Source organism: Intestinimonas massiliensis (ex Afouda et al. 2020) (assembly GCF_001244995.1).
Taxonomy (GTDB): Bacteria; Bacillota; Clostridia; order Oscillospirales; family Oscillospiraceae; genus Intestinimonas; species Intestinimonas massiliensis.
Genome location: NZ_LN869528.1, coordinates 402,482 through 420,420 on the forward strand (window position 1 = coordinate 402,482; position 17,939 = coordinate 420,420).

Below are 17,939 nucleotides of genomic sequence, written 5' to 3' on the forward strand. Positions count from 1 at the left end.
AATGAATGCTATCAAGTATATCCTGATCTGCGGCGCCGGCATGATGGGCAAAAACATTGCCTTCGTCATGGCGTCCAACCCCGCCTATCAGGTGGGGGTCTATGACCTGTATGAAACCGACGTGCCCGGCGGTATCCGGGCCAACACCAGGCAGCTCATCGCCAAGGGAGCGCTGACGGAGGAGGAACTGGACGCCCGGCTGTCCCGCATCTCCTTCACCACCGACCTGGATTCCGAGCTGGTCTCCCGCGCCGACCTGGTGATTGAGGCCGTGTTCGAGGACATGAAGATCAAGCGCGAGACCTTCGCCAAGCTGGAGGCCCGCTGCCGGCCCGACACCATCTTCTGCACCAACTCCTCCGTCATGAGCCCCAGCGAGATCTCCGCCGAGCTCCGGCACCGGGAGCGCTTCGTGGGCACCCACTTCTGGAACCCCGGCCATCTGATCCCCCTGGTGGAGGTGGTCAAGTCCGACGCCTCCTCCGATGAGACGGCCCAGACCGTAATGGAGGTGCTCTCCTCCGCCGGCAAGGAGCCCGTCCTGTGCAAAAAGGACGTGCCCGGCTTCATCGCCAACCGGATGCAGCACGCCCTGTGGCGGGAGGCCATCTCCATCGTGGAGCGGGGCATCGCCGACGCCGCCACCGTGGACAAGGCCGTGCGCTACTCCTTTGGCCTGCGCCTGCCCCAGCTCGGCCCCATGGAGAACGCCGACATGGTGGGTACTGATTTGACCTACAATATCCACGACTACATCCTTAAGGACCTGGAGGACTCCCACGAGCCCTCCCCCCTGCTGACCCGGCTGCGGGATGAGGGGAAGCTGGGCTTCAAGACTGGCGAGGGCTTCCAGACGTGGACCCCCCAGCAGATTGAGCAGTCCAAGGAAGCCCTGAACGACTACCTGGTGGACATGCTCTACGGTAAGTAGCTCCCGCGTATCACATCCGCGTATCATTTTAGAATGTTGAGAGAGAAAGGAAGCGATCCCATGTCCGAGCAGACCAAGTCCCGCTCCGCCTCCCAGGGCACCCTACTTTGGCGGATCAGCAAGAAGTTCAACTTTGCCGCCGAGAAAATCATTCCGGATTCCTTTGTATTCTGTGTCATCCTGATGCTCGCCGTCTTTGTCCTGTCCCTGCTGCTCTGCGGCAAGTCCCCCCTGGATCTGTTGATTGCCTGGTGGAACGGCCTGAGCAGCCAGTTCACCCTGGCCTTCCAGATGGGCCTGATGGTCATTGTCACCTCCACCTGCGCCCGCAGCCCCCAGGCCGCGAAGCTGCTCAACAAAATCGCCAGTCTGGTGAACACCCGCACCGCCGCTCTGATCGTGCTGATGATCTTCGGCTATGTGACCTCCATGCTCAACTGGGCCTTCTGCACCATCGTCACCCCCATTCTGGCCATGCACCTCGCCAAGCGCATCAAGGGCCTCCACTTCCCCATGATGGTGGCCGGCGGCTATTCCTGCATGATCCTGGGCCAGTGCCTTGGGCCCTCCGCCACTCTGTACTCCAACCTAGCCACCGAGGGCAGCTCCTATGCTGAAATTGTAGGCCAGTCTATGAGCGTAGCCGAAACCTGCTACAACCCCATGAACATCATCCTCTGGGTCGTGCTGGCCGTAGTGTTTATCCTGCTGGTCCTTTTCACCCGTCCGGGTGAGCATGAACTGGTGGAGCTGGGCAACATCGCCACCGAGGCTGACGTGGAGCCCGAGTCCTACAAGAGCACCAAGAAGCCCGAGAATGCGGCCGAACACATGAACACCTTCAGGCCCTTCATGTGGATCACCGGAGCCTTCATCTTCTTCTACATTGTCTACTCCGTGGCCACCAAGGGCCTGCTGGGCGCACTGAACATGAATCTGGTGATCTTCCTTTTCGTGGGCATCAACTGCTTCCTGTTCCCCGAGCCCCACCAGTGGATCGAGGCCCACAAGAACAGCATGCACCTGGCCACCGACGTTATGCTTCAGTTCCCCTTCTACGGCGCCATCATGGGCATGATGTACCTGGACGGCGGCCTGGGCTCCGTGCTCATCAACGCCATGGTCTCTGTGGCCAACGCCCAGACCCTGCCCATTTTCTCCTTCCTGTCCGCCTGCATCGTGAACCTGTTCATCCCCTCTCAGGGCGGCCAGTTTACCGTGCAGGGTCCTCTGATCGTTGCGGCGGCCAAGGCCATTCCCGACGCCAACCTGGTCAACTGCCTGAACGCCTTCGTCTACGGCGACGAGTGCACCAATCTGCTGCAGCCTCTGTACGTCATCCCCGCTCTGTCCGTGGTGGGCATGAAGCTGAAGGATGTGTGGGGCTTTATGGCCTTCATCTGCGTCTTCTGGGTGGTGATTGTCTGCGCCGGTCTGTACTTTATCCCCATGTTCCTCTGAGCCCAACGGCGTTTCCCTGATTCCTTGATCCAATACATGACAAAAAAGGGGGGGGGCCGGAAGGTCCCCCCCCTTTTCGGTCCATAGAAAGGAGCCCAACCATGTGTGAACCCATTACCGCCACTATCACCCGTGTCATCACCAAGGGCTATGCGGAGTGCGCCCTGTGGGAAAACGGCGCGCCGGGGAAGCGGCACTGTATCATTGAAGACTCTTTCGGCAGCCGCCGCGGGGCCGTGGTGGAGCTTGCCTCTGCCTCCCCCCGGGAGGAGCCCCTGGCCCGCCTGGCCTATTTGGCGGTCCCCGTCTTCTTCGCCATGGGCTGCCTGCTCGGCGGGGCCGGCGGTATTGCCGACCGGTTGACTGCCGGGGGAGTGCTGGCGCTCCTCACCTTCGTTATGGCCTGGCTCATGAACCGCCGGGCCCGGATGCGCCGGATCATGGAATACCGGGTGACCCGTGTCCTTGCGCCGGCTTCGGACATGCGGTAGCCCCGGGGCGCTTCTCATTCCCGGACATGGCGGTCTGATTCTTGTCATATATATGACCGAGAATCAAAAGGAGGAATGCCCGCCATGAAGATGTTTCTGGTCAAACGAAAGATACTGACGGCCGCGGTCTGTCTGCTGCTGGCCGCCGGCATGTTCTATGTGGTCAATCACCCCGCCATTGTCGGAGCCGCCGCCGCCGCCCGCCAGCTTCCCATCTACTGCGTCCAGCGGGACCAGAAGGTCCTCTCCATCTCTTTTGACGCCGCCTGGGGGAATGAGGACACCCAGATGCTCATCGACATCCTGGGCAAGTATAAGATTAAAGCCACCTTTTTTGTGGTGGGGGAGTGGGTGGACAAATATCCAGAATCCGTCAAGGCCCTCCACGACGCCGGACATGAGGTCATGAACCACTCCAATACCCACGCCCATATGTCGCAGCTCTCCAAGGATGAGATCATTGCCGACGTGGAGGCGTGCAACGACAAGATTGAGGCAGTCACCGGTGTGCGCCCCACCCTGATCCGCCCGCCCTATGGGGAATATGACGACAACGTTATTACCGCCATCCGTTCCATCGGCATGGAGCCCATCCAGTGGGACGTGGACAGCCTGGACTGGAAGGATCTGTCCGCCCCCGAGATCACGAAACGGGTGACCGGGAAGGTCCAGCCCGGCTCCATCGTTCTTTTCCACAACGCCGCCCTCCACACACCCGAGGCCCTGCCCGGCATCATCGAAACTCTGCTGCAGGATGGCTACACCTTCGTCCCCATCTCAGAGATCATCCTTCCGCAGCCCTACACCATTGACCACACCGGGCGGCAACTGCCCGCATAAGACCAAACCCTCGACCTAAACCCCCTTTCCCGATAAGAAAGGAGCGCCTCTCCGCGGAGAGGCGCTCCTTTCTTATCGGATTGGGCCCTGTGTTATGCGTTTTGCTCAACAAACCGCATCAGGATGGCGGCCACCTCGGCGCGGGTGGCGGTGCCCTGGGGGTCCAGCAGGCTCCCCGGTTTGCCGGAGATCAGGCCGCCAGACACCGCCCAGGCCATGGCATCGGCCGCCCAGGCAGATACCTGCCCGCTGTCGCCATAGGCGGCCGTTCCGCCGCCGGAGGCGGGGCTGCCCGCATAGCGGTAGAGGATGGTGGCAAGCTGCTCCCGGGTGACGCTGCCCTCGGGGTTGCTCCCATCGGAAACGCCCCGCTCCACAGCCCAGCTCAGCGCATCGGAATACCAGGCCGCACCGGTGCCGGAGTCCTTGCCGCCGTCCATACGGTACAGCACGGTCAGCAGCATGGCCCGGCTCATGGTCCCGTCCGGATCAAATGCGGTCTCGGAGGTCCCTTTCATCAGCCCCTGTCTTGCTACATAGGCAATGCTCTCCGCCGCCCAGTGGCCCTCCACATCGGCAAAGGTGGGGGCCGGGGCCTCCGGTGCGGCAGGCTCATCTGGCACGACGGGCTGTGCGGGCTCGGCGGGCACTTCCGGCGTGGCGGCGCTGCCCCCTGCGGAACCGGAGCCGCTGCCGGAGGAGCCCGAATCATTGCTGGAAGCGTGACGGGTACGGACCCGGACGCTGCACTGGGCCGTAAAACCGCCGTCGGCGCTGGTCACGGTGATGACGGCGGTGCCCTCCGCCACAGCCCGAACCAGTCCGTCCTCCACGGTGGCCACGCCCTCGTCGCTGGAGCTCCAGGTGACGGTCTGCTTCGCGCCCTCCGGCAGGACGGAGGCGGTCAGGACGGCAGTGCGGGGACTGGCGTTGTGATACAGGCGCAGGCTGGTCTGGTCCAGGGTGATGCCGGTGGCGCCGGGGGCCGCGTAGGCAGCCACCGCGACGGGAATGCTCTGGCTGGCCAGGACCGTGCCGGAGCCGGCCGCCCGCACCAGGTAGACGCCGGGCGCCACCTCCACCGTATCAGCGTCCCCACCCACGGCAGTCCATTCCGCATCGTTCTGGGCCCTATATTCCATGGAGCTGTCCACGCCGGTGAGGGCGCCCGAGGCGGCGGCGGTCTGTCCGATACGTCCCACGCCTGTGGGGGCCTCCGCCCGGGCCAGGGAGATGAACTGCTCGTCCGAATCGCTGCTCTCCCCCTCCACGCCGGGGACATAAATCCGGATGCCCTGCTCGACGGTCACGTCCTCTTCGCACAGTTGGACCTCGTCGCTCCCGGCGTCATTCCAGGTCGCGCCGCCGTCCAGGGAGTAGGCCTGTCCGGCAGCCAAATCGGAGAGGGTCATGGAGGAGGCGTCAAACTCCGCCTCTGGGGTCTCATTTCGCTCAGGGGCCTCAAAGTCCAGAATCGATACCGCCACGGCCACGCTGGGCGCCTGGGTATCGGTCCCGGCGTACCGGACCCGATAGTTTCCAGGGGCCAGACCCTCTGCGGTCTCCCCCTCCGCGCCGGTCCATTCGTCGGCATCGGCGGCCTTGTACTCCATGGAGGCGTCCAGTCCTGTGAGGGCTCCGGCGCCGCCCTCCTCGTCGGCGTCGATGCCGCGCACCCCTTCCGGCGCGGCCTGGAGGGCCTTGCCGATCTCGGCGGTGTCGGCGGTAAAGCTGCCTTCGTAGCCCCTCACGCCGGTGACGGTCAGGGTGAGAATGCTGCCGATGTCCGCAGCGGTCAGAGTATAGCCCTCTTCCGCCCCTACCGGCTCCTCTCCGCCGTCGCGGGTCCACTGGTACGTCAGCTTGGCGTCGGCAGGCAGCAGTCCGGTGGTGACGGCGGTCAGGGTCTCACCATACCGGCCCTCCCCCAGGATGGCCACGCTGCCGGTCAGCTCCACCGGCTCGTAAGCCGTGGCGGTAATTACCCCCGTCTTTGGCTCCAGAACGGCGGTCCCGCCGCCCAGGGTCAGGGTGATGGTATAGGTGAAGCTCCCGTCGGTCCCGGCGTAGTTCTCCACCCCGCCGGCCGATGCCTCCACGAAGTCCGCGATCTCCACCTGGACCTCCGCGCCGGTGACCCCGAAGCCGGGCAGGGTCCGGACGGCGTTCCTCAGGGCCTGAGCGGCCGCTTCGGCGTCGGCAGCCTCGGCCTGGGGCAGAGTGCCCAGGCTCTCCGTACCTTCCACAATGGACTGGGCGGCCGCCAGCATGGCGGCGTCGTCCCCGCGCTTCAGGACGGTGAACTGGTCCACCAGAACGCTCTCGCCGTCTTTCAGGGCGTAGGCCTCGAAGTTCAGGACGCCATCGCGCAGCTTGAGCACGGAGAACACCGGGTTATTCTCGTCGTAGACCACGTCCTGCCAGGGGCGGCCGTTGCTGTCGGCGTCGTAGTACTTGGAGCCGGAAGAGCAGCCGCCCACCACATAGGCGATACCGGAGCCGGGGGCCTTTTCACCTCCGTACATCTCGGTGCGGTTATAGATGTGGTCGTGGCCCGAGAGGACCAGGCTGACCCCCATCTCCTCAAAGTCGGCGTGCAGGGCCCGGACGTCGGCCTCGTCGTAGCTCATGGGGTAGGCCGAGCGGTGCATCAGCACCACCTTATACCCCGCGTCGGAGCCGTCAAAGACCTCCCGCATGCGGGCAAGCTGTTCGGCAAAGCCGGGGTCATAGGTGTAGGTGGCCTCGGTATCCAGGTTATAGAAGAGGATGTCGCCCACCCGGAACCAGTAGTTGCGGGGGGTATCGTAGGTGCCGTTGTCCGGGCCGTAGAAGTACGAGGTAAAGGCCTGGGCATCGCTGCTGGAGTCGTGGTTGCCGATGGTGGGGGCCCAGATGCGGCTGGAGAGGTAGCTGCCGAAGCCGCTGTAGGCGTTGGTCCAGTCGCTGTAGGCCTGTCCGTCGTCGGATACGTCCCCGGCCTGGAGGTTCAGGTCAATGTCGGGATACCGGCCCTCCAGGGCTTTGATGGCTTCGGGGAACTGATTATACGCCCCCTGGATGTCGCCGTAAAAGGCCAGGGTCAGGTCCCCTTCGGCGGGGGCGGTGGTGAAGGACTGGATGGGGCTGTAGTGCCCCTCGCAGCCCACCTGATAGTAGTAGGTGGTGTCGCTCTTCAGCCCGGTGGCTCGGACGCCCCAGGACTGGTAGTTGCGCACAAAGCCGTTCATTTTGGTGTCGATGGTGCGCCCGGCGGCGGACAGGGTCCGGGTGTCGTCTCCGGTCAGGTCGGCGGTGGTCCCGAGGATCAGCTCACCCGCGTCCACGCTCAGGCTGGTCTCCCAGCTCACACCCACGGCGGTGGCCGGGTCCTCGCCGGTGGTAATGGTCACCTTTGCGGGATCGGCGGTGCCCAGGCTGTCATAGACGGTGATCTTCTGGGTGTTGCTGAGGGCGCCGGCGGCGTCCTCCACCCACACCTGAAACTCCGTGCCCGCGGGATAAGCGCCAAAAAAGTCGGTGGACACCGTGCCGTCGCCGCCGGTCACCGCGTCAAAATCCACGGCCTCACCGTTCTGGGTCACATGGAAGCCCAGACCGGGCACGGGCTCGCCGGCGCTGTCGGCCAGCTTGAGGACGGTCTCGCCGCCCACGGTGGAGCCGGTCCAGGAGAGGGTGTACTTCAGGGCCACCTCCCGGTCGTAGCCGTCCAGCACCAGGTCGGCGCCGTCGATCTCGCCCGTTTGACGGACCACCGCCTTGTTGACCTTGATGCCGGTCTGGCCGCCGGCTGTCCGGCCGACCTGGAAGGTCAGGTCCACCAGGGGCCGGCCGGCATCCTTCTGGAGGGCGGCCATGCCGGTGAGGGTGTATTTGACCGAACCGCTCTCCCCATCCACCTCGCTGACCGGGGCGGTCAGCCGGTCGTCGTAGCCGGCATCCAGCAGGGTCACATACTTGGGATCGAAGCTCAGCTCAAACTGGAACTCCTCGAAGTTCTTGTAGTCCGTGGCGTTGACGATGTAGTGGAAGGTGCTGCCCGCAGCAGCCTTCTCGTCGGCGGGACAGGTCTCCTCTAGATTGACGGCGTAGCCTGCCACGGTGAAGGACCACTCCTGGAAGAATTTGTTTCCCGCATTGTCCTCCACCCGGTACTTGATCCTGTTGAGGCCGGGTCGCAGGGCGGTGAGGGCGCCGGGATGGAAGGTGATCTTCACCGAGCCGTCGGCCGCCACCTCCTGCTGGATGGCGGCGTGGTCCATAACCTTACCGTTGATCCACAGCTTGGTCCGCCCGGTATGGATCCCGGTGTAGGGCTGACCCTCCGTCTGGGGGTCCCGGACCGTGAGGGAGATGTCCGGCTCATTGGCCACGTCCACCGCGCCGTCGGCGGGGGTCACGCCGGTACCTGGGACCAGCTCAGGGGCCAGCGTGTCGTCATTTTTGAAGTCATAGACCGCCCGCAGGCCGTCCACATAGATGGTGCCCTTCTTGCCGTTGGCGGTATTGGGTGTGCCCAGCACCCGTACGCCCCACACCAGCCGGTAGGGGAAGGATGCCGTGGTCGGAATGGCGTTTTCCACGTACTTCCAGCCCACCCAGTCCACATACACGTCGCCGGCATAGGCGGCGGGGGCCAGTTGGATGCGCACCCAGGCGCCGTTGCCGTCGCCGTAGATCCAGCAGCCGATGGCCTTGGGCTGACCCTCCAGGTACAGCTCCCCAACGGGGCCGGTCTCGCAGGTGACGGTGCCGGTGAGGGGCTTGGTGGCAAAGTCGTAGTCCACCCGCAGGGAACCGTCGCCGCTTTTGACGTACCGCTCATCGTAATTGATGGACATCCTGGCGTCGCCGCCCCGGTCCCCCAGGCCGCCGTCGGCGCCGTTGAAGTAGCGCCACTTCCAGCCCGCGTCGCCGAAGTCCTCTTCAAAGTCATTGAGGAGCACCGGCAGCTTGCCGATCTCCACCGGCAGGGTGAGGGTGTAGTCCTTGTAGGAGATCTTCAGTTCGCCGGTACCCTGGGTGTCGGCGGCGGTAAAGGTGCCGTCGGCGGCCATGGAGCCCAGTGAGGGGTCGGAGAGCTGGAAGGTCAGAGCTTCGCTGGTGAGCACCACCGGGCTGCCGTTGTACTCGGCGGTAAAGCGCATCTGGGTGGTGGCGCCGGGGGCCACCGACAGGATAGAGCGGTCGGCGGTGAGCTTGGTGATGGAGTCCACCACCCGGACGGAGATCGCACCGCTGGCGGAGCCGTCCTGGGTGGAGACGGTGATCCTGCCCTCATGGGTGCCGGTCGCCGCCGTCAGCACGCCAGCTTTGGAGACGGAGCCGATGCCGCCCTCGGCGGTGTATTTCAGGCCGGTGCTCCCCAGGTCCTGATAGTGGTAATTGCCGTCGGTGGCCCCCACCCTCAGGCCCAGCTTGCCGTTTTCCAGCACCATGACCTTGTTGCCGTACCCTTCGTCGATATCGGGGTAGACGTGGAGGAGCTCCCTGCTCTCGTCCGGCTGGCTGGTGGCCACGAAGAGCAGGGCGTTGCAGTTGGCCCGCTCGCTGCCGTCAGAGGGGCGGTTGAGGATGGTGGAGCTCTTGTCGCCGGGCAGCGTGGCCGTGATGGTAGAGCTGCCGCCGCCGTCAAAGTTGAAGATGGTGACGCAGCCCTGGTCCCTCAGGTAGTCCACAATGTTCCGGAAGCTGATGCCCAGCGCCCAGCCCGCCTGACGGCCGTCGCACTGGAACAACACCACGCTTCCGTCGGCTTTGACGCCCAGCACGGTGCGGGGATTGGCAGCCAGAGCGTAGATGTCGGCGTCTCCCGAGTAGGCGCCCTCGTTGACCACACCGTTCAGCATCAGCACATGGAAAATGCCCAGCGCCTGAGCCGCCTGGCTCCAGTCCACGTCGCTGTTGTTGTTCTGCACGTCCACCGTTACCCTCTGGCCGACCGTCAGGGCGCTTAGTGCGGCGTAGCGGCTGCTGCCGGTGTTGGCGCTGAGGACAATCTGCCCCTTCCCGATGGGGGTGGTGTTCTTGTCCACGTTGGCCTCCACCTGATTGACGCTGGCCACCGAGGCGGTGATCTGCCCGCCGATGACCAGGCCCTGATAGCCTGGGGTGGTGACGTTGAGCACCACCTCCACGCCGGGCTGGGTGGAGCTGGTGGTCTTGGCAAACTGCTCGGTGAGCAGGTATACGTTCTCGGTATCCAGCTTGCGCTCTTTGTTCACATGGAACACCGTGATGGGGGAGCCGCCCTCCGGCGTGGCGGTGATGTTCAGGCTGGTGTGGCCGTAGATGACCGTACCGTCGGCCTTGAAGCCCACGGCCTCGGCGCTGTTGTTGTACGACGTGGAAATAAGGACGCCGTTTTTGATCATCAGGCCGTTGGAGACGCCGTTGCTGGTATCATAGGCGTCGCCGTTGATGGCAAAGACCACCTTGGAGCCATCGGCCTCCACCTGGGCCACCATGTCGGACATGATGTCCCCGCCCATGACGTAGGGGCCGTAGTTGAGGACCGGCCGGATCTGCGTGGTCTGGGGATCGTACGTAACGGTATAGCTTTTTTGCAGCCCATGTTCGTTTTCACTGGCCACATGGTCCAGGGTGACGCCGTTGTAAATGTCCCGGCTCCACTCCATGGATACCGTGCCCAGTCCCGGGGTCTGGGCGTCCTGTGTGCTCTGCGCGCCCGCCGCAAACGCGCCGGGGACCTGTCCCAGCAGCAGAGCGCAGGTCAGTGCGCCCGATAGCAGGCGCCGTCCAATGACGTTCAAAATCTCTACCTCCTTGAGAAAACTGTCGTTTAGTATAGAGTTTTTTCCCGCGCCCATCCACCACGCCATTGTAGGGATTGCGTAAAGTCTCTTTTACAAAGTCAAGACCTTATGCGCCGCTCTCTTTTCCTGTCCGAAGGTTTTGTTGTGCATATTACTAAAAATAAATTGTAATTTTTCATCAGATCCTGTAGAATGTATCTATCACAATTTGGCAGCATTACGCTGCCCATAGGAGGTGTCCGCCATGCCCGTCCGCCGCTGTCTCGCCCACGTCTCTGAGGACGGCTCCGAGCAGTCCGTGGAAGCCCACCTGGAGGGAACGGCCGCTCTGGCCGCCGGCTTCGCCGCGCCCTTCGGCGCCGGGGCGCAGGGCCGTTTCGTGGGGCTGGCCCACGACATTGGAAAGTATTCCGAAGCCTTTCAGCGCCGCCTGCTGGAGAATGGCAGAAAGGTGGATCATGCCACCGCCGGCGCGGTGGAGTGCGCCCGCCTGGGGGCGGAGTGGGCCGCCTTCTGCGTGGCCGGCCATCACGGCGGCCTGCCGGACGGGGGCTCAAGCCTGGATGATGCCGGCTGCTCCACCCTGATGGGCCGCCTGAAAAGGGGCCTGTCCGGCGGCATTCCCGACTACTCCGCCTGGCCTGGGGGCCTGCCGCCTTCCACGCCGCCGGCCCTTTGGGGCCGGGACCCGTTGACCGACTCTTTTTTCGTCCGGATGCTCTACTCCTGCCTGGTGGACGGCGATTACCTGGATACGGAGGCGTTCCTGCGCGCCGCGCCGCCGCCCCGGGGCGGGCATGACCCCCTGCCCGTGCTGCTGGAGCGCCTGGAAGGGCATATCTCCGGCTGGTGGCCGCCCAAAACTGACCTGAACCGCCGCCGATGCCAAATCCTGCGCGCCTGCCTGGACGGCGGAGACCGCCCCCGGGGCCTGTACACTCTCACGGTGCCCACCGGAGGCGGTAAGACCGTGGCCTCCCTGGCCTTCGCCCTCCGCCACGCCATCGCCAACGGGCTGGACCGGGTGATCTACATCATTCCGTATACCTCCATCATCGAACAGAACGCGGCCGTCTTTCGGGGCATTCTGGGGGAGGGCAACGTAGTGGAACACCATTCCGGCGTAAATTGGGACCCGGAGGACGAGACCGCCCCTGCCCGGTACCGGCAGACCCTGGCGGCGGAGAATTTCGACGCGCCGGTGGTGGTGACCACGGCGGTACAGTTCTTCGAGTCCCTGTACGCCAGCCGCCCCTCCCAATGCCGCAAGCTCCACAATTGTTCCAATAGCGTGCTCATCTTTGACGAGGCGCAGATGCTCCCCCTGGAACATCTGCGGCCCTGCGTGGCGGCCATCGCCCAGCTCGTGGCTCACTTCCGCTCCACGGCGGTGCTGTGTACCGCCACCCAGCCCGCCCTGGAGGCGCAGTTCCGGGCGTTTGCCCCCGCCCTGCCCATACAGGAGCTCTGCCCCGGCACCTCCGATCTCTACGAGCACTTCCGCCGCGTGACCTTTGCCCGTGCAGGGCGGCTGAGCCGGGAGGCGCTGGCGGAGCGGCTGGCCGCCCAGCCCCAGGCGCTGTGCATCGTCAACAGCCGCAAGAGCGCCGGGGCGCTCTACCGGCTCCTGCCGCCGGAGCACCGCTTCCACCTGTCCACGCTCATGTTCCCCGTCCATCGCCGGGCCGTACTGGACCAGGTCCGCCGCCGCTTAAAAAACGGCCTGCCCTGCCGGGTGGTCTCCACCAGTCTGATCGAAGCCGGGGTGGACGTGGACTTTCCGGCGGTCTGGCGGGAGGAGGCGGGGCTGGATTCCATCCTGCAGGCCGCCGGCCGGTGCAACCGGGAGGGCCGCCGCCCGCCGCAGGAGAGCACCGTCACCGTCTTTCAGGGGGAGGAAGCCCCGCCGCCCCTCTTCCGCCGCAGCATCGGCGCCGCCCGGGAGGCCCTGTCCGACGGGGCCGACCCCGCCCGGCCGGAGACGGTCCGCCGCTACTTTTTGTCCCTGCTGGACCTGTCCGGCCCTGCCCTGGACCGGTATGGGGTCCTGGACGCCTTTCAGCGGGGGTCGGATGCGGGACGGATGCCTTTCCGCTCCGTATCAGAGCGCTTCCACCTGATCGACAGCCCCACAAAGACGGTCTACATCCCCCTGGACGGGGGCGTCCCGCTGACGGACCGGCTCCGCGCCGGGGAGCGCTCCCGGGCCCTGTTCCGCCAGTTGGGCCAGTATGGCGTCAGCCTCTACGACCAGCACTACCGGGCCCTGCGGTCCGCCGGAGACCTGGAGGAGCTGGAGGACGGCACGGCAGTGCTGGCCAACCTGTCTCTCTACAGCCGGGAGACCGGCCTCTCCCTGGACGCCGATTTTGGAAAAGGGCTGTTTGTCTGAAAGGTCCGTTCTTTGGGACATTTCTTGCTGTATTCTGCGATCATCCAATCGAAAGGAGTGAGCCTCATGTCCATTCGTGTAGAGGTCTGGGGTGACTATGCCTGCTTCTCCCGCCCGGAGATGAAGGTGGAGCGGGTCAGCTACGACGTGATGACCCCCTCGGCCGCCCGCGGCCTGATCGAAGCCGTCTACTGGCATCCGGGTCTGCGCTGGGTCATCGACCGCATCCATGTCTGCGCCCCCATCCGCTTTACCAACATCCGGCGCAACGAGGTCAAGGACGTGATCAGCGCCCAGAAGGTGCGCGCCGTGATGGAGCGGCGGCAGGGGGAGCTCTATCTGGCCACCCCGGAGAGCATCCAGCAGCGGGCCGCCATGGTGCTGCGGAACGTGCGCTACGTCATTGACGCCCATTTTGACCTGGTGCCCCAGCAGGCCGCCCCCGGCGACAACCCCGGCAAGTTCCAGGACATTGTGAAGCGCCGCCTCAGCCGGGGGCAGCACTACCACCAGCCCTGCTTCGGCGTGCGGGAGTTCCCCGCCCAGTTCGCGCCCTGCCAGGATGTTCCGCCCTGCCCCGAGGAACTGTTGGGGGAGCGCGACCTGGGCTGGATGCTGCTGGACATGGACTACTCCGACCCCCAGGACATCCGCCCCATGTTCTTCCGGGCCGTCCTGCAAGACGGCGTGCTGGTTGTCCCGCCCCTGGGCTGCGAGGGGGTGGTCCGATGATCCTGCAGGCGCTGGTAAAGCTCTATGAGGACCTGGCGGCTCAGGGCAAAATTGCCCGGCCGGGCTGGAGCCCCGTCCAGGTGAGCTGGGCCCTGTGCCTGGATGCCGGCGGCCGTCTGATCCAGGTCATTCCCCTTCTGGAGGGGCAGAAAAACGGGGGGAGCACCGCACAGAGCATGGAGCTTCCCACTCCGGTGGCACGGTCGGTCAACATTGATTCAAATTTCCTGTGGGACCATTCCGGTTATCTGCTGGGCATCGACGCCAAGGGAAAGCCAGAGCGCAGCCGGCAGTGCTTTGACGCCTGCCGCAGGCTGCATGAGCAGGTCCTGGACGGCGTGGACTCTCCCATATCAAGGGCCATCCTCGCCTATTTTTCACAGTGGCAGCCGGCGCGGGCGGCAGAGCACCCCGCTCTGTCCGACTGTCTGGAGGAGGTGCGAAAGGGCGCCAATCTGGTCTTCCGTGTGGAGGGCCGTTTCGCCCAGGAGGACGCCGCCATCCGCGCAGCTTGGCAGAACCACTATGACAGCGGTGGCGACGGCCCCGACATGCAGTGTCTCGTCACCGGACAGATGGGGCCTGTCGCCAGGCTCCATCCCGCCGTCAAGGGGGTGCGGGGCGCCCAGTCCAGCGGCGCGTCCCTGGTGTCGTTCAACGCCCCCGCCTTCTGCTCCTACGGCAGGGAGCAGAGCCTGAACGCCCCCACCGGCAAGTACGCCGCCTTCGCCTACACCGCCGCTCTGAACCACCTGCTCTCCGACCGGGCGCATGTGCAGCGCCTCGGGGACACCACGGTGGTCTTCTGGGCGGCGGGGGCCGATCCGGCCTACCAGGCCTTCTCCGCCGCCGCCCTCTTCGGCGGCCCGCCCCCCGCCGGGCTGGAGGAAGCCACGCTGCGGGCCGCTCTGAAAAAACTATCCCGCATGGAGCGCTGCGCCGAGGTGCCCCTGGACCCCGCCCGCCCCTTCTATATTCTGGGTCTGTCCCCCAACGCCGCCCGCCTGTCGGTGCGGTTCTTCCTGCGCGACTGCTTCGGCGGCTTTCTGTCCCATGTCAACGCCCACCATGCCCGCATGGAGATCGTCCGTCCTGCCAACGACCCCTACGAGACCATCTCGCTGTGGGCTCTTCTCCAGGAGACCGTTCCTCAAACCGTCAGGGACAAGTCCCCTTCTCCCGTCCTGGCCGGCGCGACCGCCCGGGCCATTCTGTCCAACACCGACTATCCCGCGGCGCTGCTCAACGGCGTGATGCTCCGTATCCGCGCCGACCGCAAAATCACCCGTGGACGAGCCGCCATTCTGAAAGCCTATTACCTGAAAAATCCGCACACTGAGTGTCCGAAGGAGGTATTGACCGTGAGCCTGAACGAAACCAGCTCCATTGTCCCCTATAACCTGGGCCGTCTGTTCTCCGTGCTGGAGGCCATCCAGCAGGCGGCCAACCCCGGCATCAACCCCACCATCAAGGACAAGTATTTTAACTCCGCATCGGCCACCCCCGCCACCATTTTTCCCATCCTCAACAACCTGGCCCAAAAGCATTTAAAAAAGCTGGATACCGGCCTGCGCATCCATTATGACCGTCAGCTCGGCCAGATCAAGGAGCTGCTGGGCGAGACGCTGCCCGGACGGCTGTCCCTTCCGGAGCAGGCGTCCTTCGACCTGGGCTACTATCACCAGACACAAAAGCGATACAGTAAATAAGGAGGAAAATTGAGATGAGCGCCATTCAAAACCGCTATGAATTCGTCATCCTTTTCGACGTGGAGAACGGCAACCCCAATGGCGATCCCGACGCCGGCAACATGCCCCGCATCGACCCCGAAACTGGCCTGGGCCTGGTCACCGACGTGTGCCTCAAGCGGAAAATCCGCAACTATGTGGAGACTGTAAAGGACAATGCCCCCGGCTACCGCATCTACATCAAGGACAGCGTACCCCTCAACCGCAGCGATGGGGAGGCCTATACCGCATATCAGGTGGATGAAAAGACCATTAAGAACGCCAAAAAGAAGGACCCGGACCTGGACCGCAAGCTTCGGGACTGGATGTGCGAAAACTTTTACGACATCCGTACCTTTGGGGCGGTGATGACCACCTTTGTCAAGGCCGCGCTCAACTGTGGTCAGGTCCGGGGTCCTGTTCAGCTCGGGTTTGCCCGCAGTGTAGAGCCCGTGGTGCCCCAGGAGATCACCATTACCCGGGTGGCCATCGCCACCGAGGCCGACGCGGAGAAGAAGAGCACCGAGATGGGCCGCAAGTACATCATCCCCTACGGCCTTTACCGGGCCGAGGGCTATGTCTCCGCCAATCTGGCCCGGAAAACCACCGGCTTCAGCCAGGAGGATCTGGATCTGCTGTGGCAGGCCATTTTGAACCTGTTTGAGCATGATCACTCCGCCGCCCGGGGCAAGATGGCCGTCCGGGAACTCATCGTCTTCCGGCACGACTCCGAGCTGGGCAACGCCCCCGCCTATAAGCTCTTCGACGCCGTCCAGGTAACCCGGGCCGCCTCCAGCGCCCCCGGCCCCGCCCGCTCCTTTGCCGACTACCAGATCACCGTGGAGGAAGGCGCCATTCCCGCCGGCGTCACCTGCACCCGGATGGGGTGACCGACTATCCCGAGGAGCAGTGGCTCCTCCTCTCCGGCCTGCAGCACTTCCGGTTCTGCCGCCGCCAGTGGGCCCTGATCCACATCGAGCAGCAGTGGGCGGAAAACGAGCGCACGGTGGACGGCACGCTGATGCACCAGCGCGCCCACGACCGGGACCGGAAGGAGGTTCGGGGCGGCGCCGTCATCACCCGTGGCATGTCCGTCTTTTCCGCCCGTCTGGGCATTTCCGGAGCCTGTGATGTGGTGGAGTTCCATCCGGACCCGGAGGGCGTCCCCCTTTCGGGTCGGGCCGGCCGGTGGCGGCCCTTCCCGGTGGAGTACAAGCGGGGAGCTCCCAAGCCCCACGATGCGGATGAACTGCAGCTCTGCGCCCAGGCCATGTGCCTGGAGGAAATGCTCTGCACCGCCGTTCCCGACGGCGCGCTCTATTACGGCGAGACCCGCCGCCGGGTGCCGGTCTCCTTTTCCGAGCCGCTCCGGGCCGAGGTGCGCGCCTGCCTCACCGAAATGCACGATCTGTTCCGCCGGGGGCACACGCCGAAGGTCAAGCCCGCCCGGGCCTGCAGCGCCTGCTCCCTAAAGGATTTGTGCTTGCCAAGGCTTCTGTCCGCCCGGTCGGTGTCCGACTATCTGCGCGAGAGCCTGGAGGTGCGCCCATGAAACATCTGCTCAACACCCTGTTTGTCACCAGCCAGGACGCCTACCTGGCGCTGGAGGGAGAGACCGTGGTGGTCTACCGGGAAAAGCAGGCCGCCGGACGCTTTCCCCTCCATACCCTCAGCGGCATTCTCTCCTTCTCCTACGCCGGCGCCTCCCCCGCCCTGATGGGTGCCTGTGCCCAGCGTGGGGTCAACCTGGCATTCTGCACCCCCAGGGGCCGCTTTCTGGCCCGGGCCGTGGGCCCCAGCCACGGCAGCGTCCTGCTGCGCCGGACCCAGTACCGCTTTGCAGACGACCCCGCGCAAAGCGGGCAGGTAGCCCGGAATTTCCTCTTCGGCATGGTCTATAACGCCCGCTGGAGCATCGAGCGCACCCTCCGGGATCACGCTCTGCGGGTGGACGCGCCCCGGCTGAAGGAGGCCTCCCTCCAGCTCCGGGAAACTCTCCCCCGCCTGGCGGCTGAGACCGATCCGGGCTCTCTGCGGGGCCTGGAGGGCGCGGCTGCCGCCCTCTATTTCGGCGTTCTGGACGATATGATCCTGAACGGGAAAGATGCCTTCTTCTTCCACGGACGCAGCCGCCGTCCACCTCTGGACCCATTCAACGCTCTGCTCTCCTTCGCCTATTCCCTGCTGGCCAATGACTGCGCCGCCGCCCTGGAGGCGGCGGGTCTGGACTCCTATGTGGGGTTTCTCCACCGGGACCGGCCTGGTCGGGTCTCACTGGCGCTGGATCTGATGGAGGAGCTACGTCCCTGCATGGCGGATCGTTTTGTCCTGACGCTCTTCAACAATCGAATGATCGCCTCCACTGATTTTGAATTTCTGGAGAGCGGCGCTGTATTCATACGCGACGAGGCCCGCCGGGCCTTTTTGCAGGCGTGGCAGGCCAAGAAACAGGAGTCCATCACCCATCCCTATCTAAAGGAAAAGCTGCCTTGGGGCCTGGTGCCCTACATTCAGGCACTGCTGCTGGCCCGCTACTTGCGGGGGGATCTGGACGGCTATCCGCCGTTTCTGTGGAAGTGAGGCGGTCCT

Annotated in this window: 11 protein-coding genes; 10 read left to right on the top strand and 1 reads right to left on the bottom strand. The window is 64.6% G+C overall.

Translation table 11 applies throughout. The features are described 5' to 3' along the window. Position 1: 1 nt before the first annotated feature. The 4 genes from BN2154_RS02170 (at position 2) to BN2154_RS02185 (ending at position 3,723) form a co-directional block, all read left to right on the top strand. Positions 2-931 carry a 3-hydroxyacyl-CoA dehydrogenase family protein gene (locus tag BN2154_RS02170; protein ID WP_050617227.1) on the top strand — a complete coding sequence of 310 codons (930 nt, stop codon included), beginning with the start codon at positions 2-4 and terminating at the stop codon, positions 929-931. Between the two features lie 60 nt (positions 932-991). Continuing rightward, on the top strand, positions 992-2,392 hold the full coding sequence (locus tag BN2154_RS02175; protein ID WP_050617228.1) for a short-chain fatty acid transporter: 1,401 nt from the start codon (positions 992-994) through the stop codon (positions 2,390-2,392). Between the two features lie 101 nt (positions 2,393-2,493). Beyond that, positions 2,494-2,883, top strand: a complete 390-nt coding sequence (locus BN2154_RS02180) for a hypothetical protein (RefSeq protein WP_050617229.1) — start codon at positions 2,494-2,496, stop codon at positions 2,881-2,883. Between the two features lie 84 nt (positions 2,884-2,967). After that, complete coding sequence (locus BN2154_RS02185; RefSeq protein WP_050617230.1) at positions 2,968-3,723, top strand: polysaccharide deacetylase family protein; 756 nt, start codon at positions 2,968-2,970, stop codon at positions 3,721-3,723. Between the two features lie 92 nt (positions 3,724-3,815). On the opposite strand, the gene BN2154_RS02190 is transcribed toward BN2154_RS02185, so the two are convergent. Beyond that, the gene (locus tag BN2154_RS02190; RefSeq protein WP_242853668.1) at positions 3,816-10,496 is read right to left on the bottom strand and encodes a phosphodiester glycosidase family protein; all 6,681 of its coding nucleotides are present in this window, start codon (positions 10,494-10,496) and stop codon (positions 3,816-3,818) included. 247 nt (positions 10,497-10,743) lie between these two features. On the opposite strand from BN2154_RS02190, the gene BN2154_RS02195 reads away from it, so the two are divergent. The 6 genes from BN2154_RS02195 to cas1c all read left to right on the top strand — a co-directional run bounded on the left by BN2154_RS02195 (position 10,744) and on the right by cas1c (position 17,930). After that, positions 10,744-12,891 carry a CRISPR-associated endonuclease Cas3'' gene (locus BN2154_RS02195; RefSeq protein ID WP_050617231.1) on the top strand — a complete coding sequence of 716 codons (2,148 nt, stop codon included), beginning with the start codon at positions 10,744-10,746 and terminating at the stop codon, positions 12,889-12,891. A 66-nt stretch (positions 12,892-12,957) separates the two neighbouring features. After that, a complete protein-coding gene (gene cas5c / locus BN2154_RS02200; RefSeq protein ID WP_050617232.1) occupies positions 12,958-13,623 on the top strand; it encodes a type I-C CRISPR-associated protein Cas5c in 666 nt (221 codons plus the stop codon). After that, on the top strand, positions 13,620-15,332 hold the full coding sequence (gene cas8c, locus BN2154_RS02205; protein WP_050617233.1) for a type I-C CRISPR-associated protein Cas8c/Csd1: 1,713 nt from the start codon (positions 13,620-13,622) through the stop codon (positions 15,330-15,332). The genes cas5c and cas8c overlap by 4 nt, the downstream gene beginning before the upstream one ends. A gap of 14 nt (positions 15,333-15,346) precedes the next feature. Next, entirely contained in the window at positions 15,347-16,240 is an 894-nt protein-coding gene (gene cas7c / locus BN2154_RS02210; protein ID WP_050617234.1) for a type I-C CRISPR-associated protein Cas7/Csd2, read from the top strand. Next, complete coding sequence (gene cas4 / locus BN2154_RS02215) at positions 16,237-16,902, top strand: CRISPR-associated protein Cas4 (RefSeq protein WP_050617235.1); 666 nt, start codon at positions 16,237-16,239, stop codon at positions 16,900-16,902. The genes cas7c and cas4 overlap by 4 nt, the downstream gene beginning before the upstream one ends. Next, positions 16,899-17,930, top strand: a complete 1,032-nt coding sequence (cas1c, locus tag BN2154_RS02220) for a type I-C CRISPR-associated endonuclease Cas1c (RefSeq protein WP_050617236.1) — start codon at positions 16,899-16,901, stop codon at positions 17,928-17,930. The genes cas4 and cas1c overlap by 4 nt, the downstream gene beginning before the upstream one ends. Positions 17,931-17,939 lie beyond the last annotated feature (9 nt).

Bases quoted from the DNA above. Each gene is read 5' to 3' on its own strand.
- cas8c (WP_050617233.1), top strand. From the start codon at position 13,620: ATGATCCTGCAGGCGCTGGTAAAGCTCTATGAGGACCTGGCGGCTCAG.
- cas1c (WP_050617236.1), top strand. From the start codon at position 16,899: ATGAAACATCTGCTCAACACCCTGTTTGTCACCAGCCAGGACGCCTAC.
- BN2154_RS02170 (WP_050617227.1), top strand. From the start codon at position 2: ATGAATGCTATCAAGTATATCCTGATCTGCGGCGCCGGCATGATGGGC.
- BN2154_RS02185 (WP_050617230.1), top strand. From the start codon at position 2,968: ATGAAGATGTTTCTGGTCAAACGAAAGATACTGACGGCCGCGGTCTGT.
- BN2154_RS02175 (WP_050617228.1), top strand. From the start codon at position 992: ATGTCCGAGCAGACCAAGTCCCGCTCCGCCTCCCAGGGCACCCTACTT.
- cas7c (WP_050617234.1), top strand. From the start codon at position 15,347: ATGAGCGCCATTCAAAACCGCTATGAATTCGTCATCCTTTTCGACGTG.
- cas5c (WP_050617232.1), top strand. From the start codon at position 12,958: ATGTCCATTCGTGTAGAGGTCTGGGGTGACTATGCCTGCTTCTCCCGC.
- BN2154_RS02180 (WP_050617229.1), top strand. From the start codon at position 2,494: ATGTGTGAACCCATTACCGCCACTATCACCCGTGTCATCACCAAGGGC.
- BN2154_RS02195 (WP_050617231.1), top strand. From the start codon at position 10,744: ATGCCCGTCCGCCGCTGTCTCGCCCACGTCTCTGAGGACGGCTCCGAG.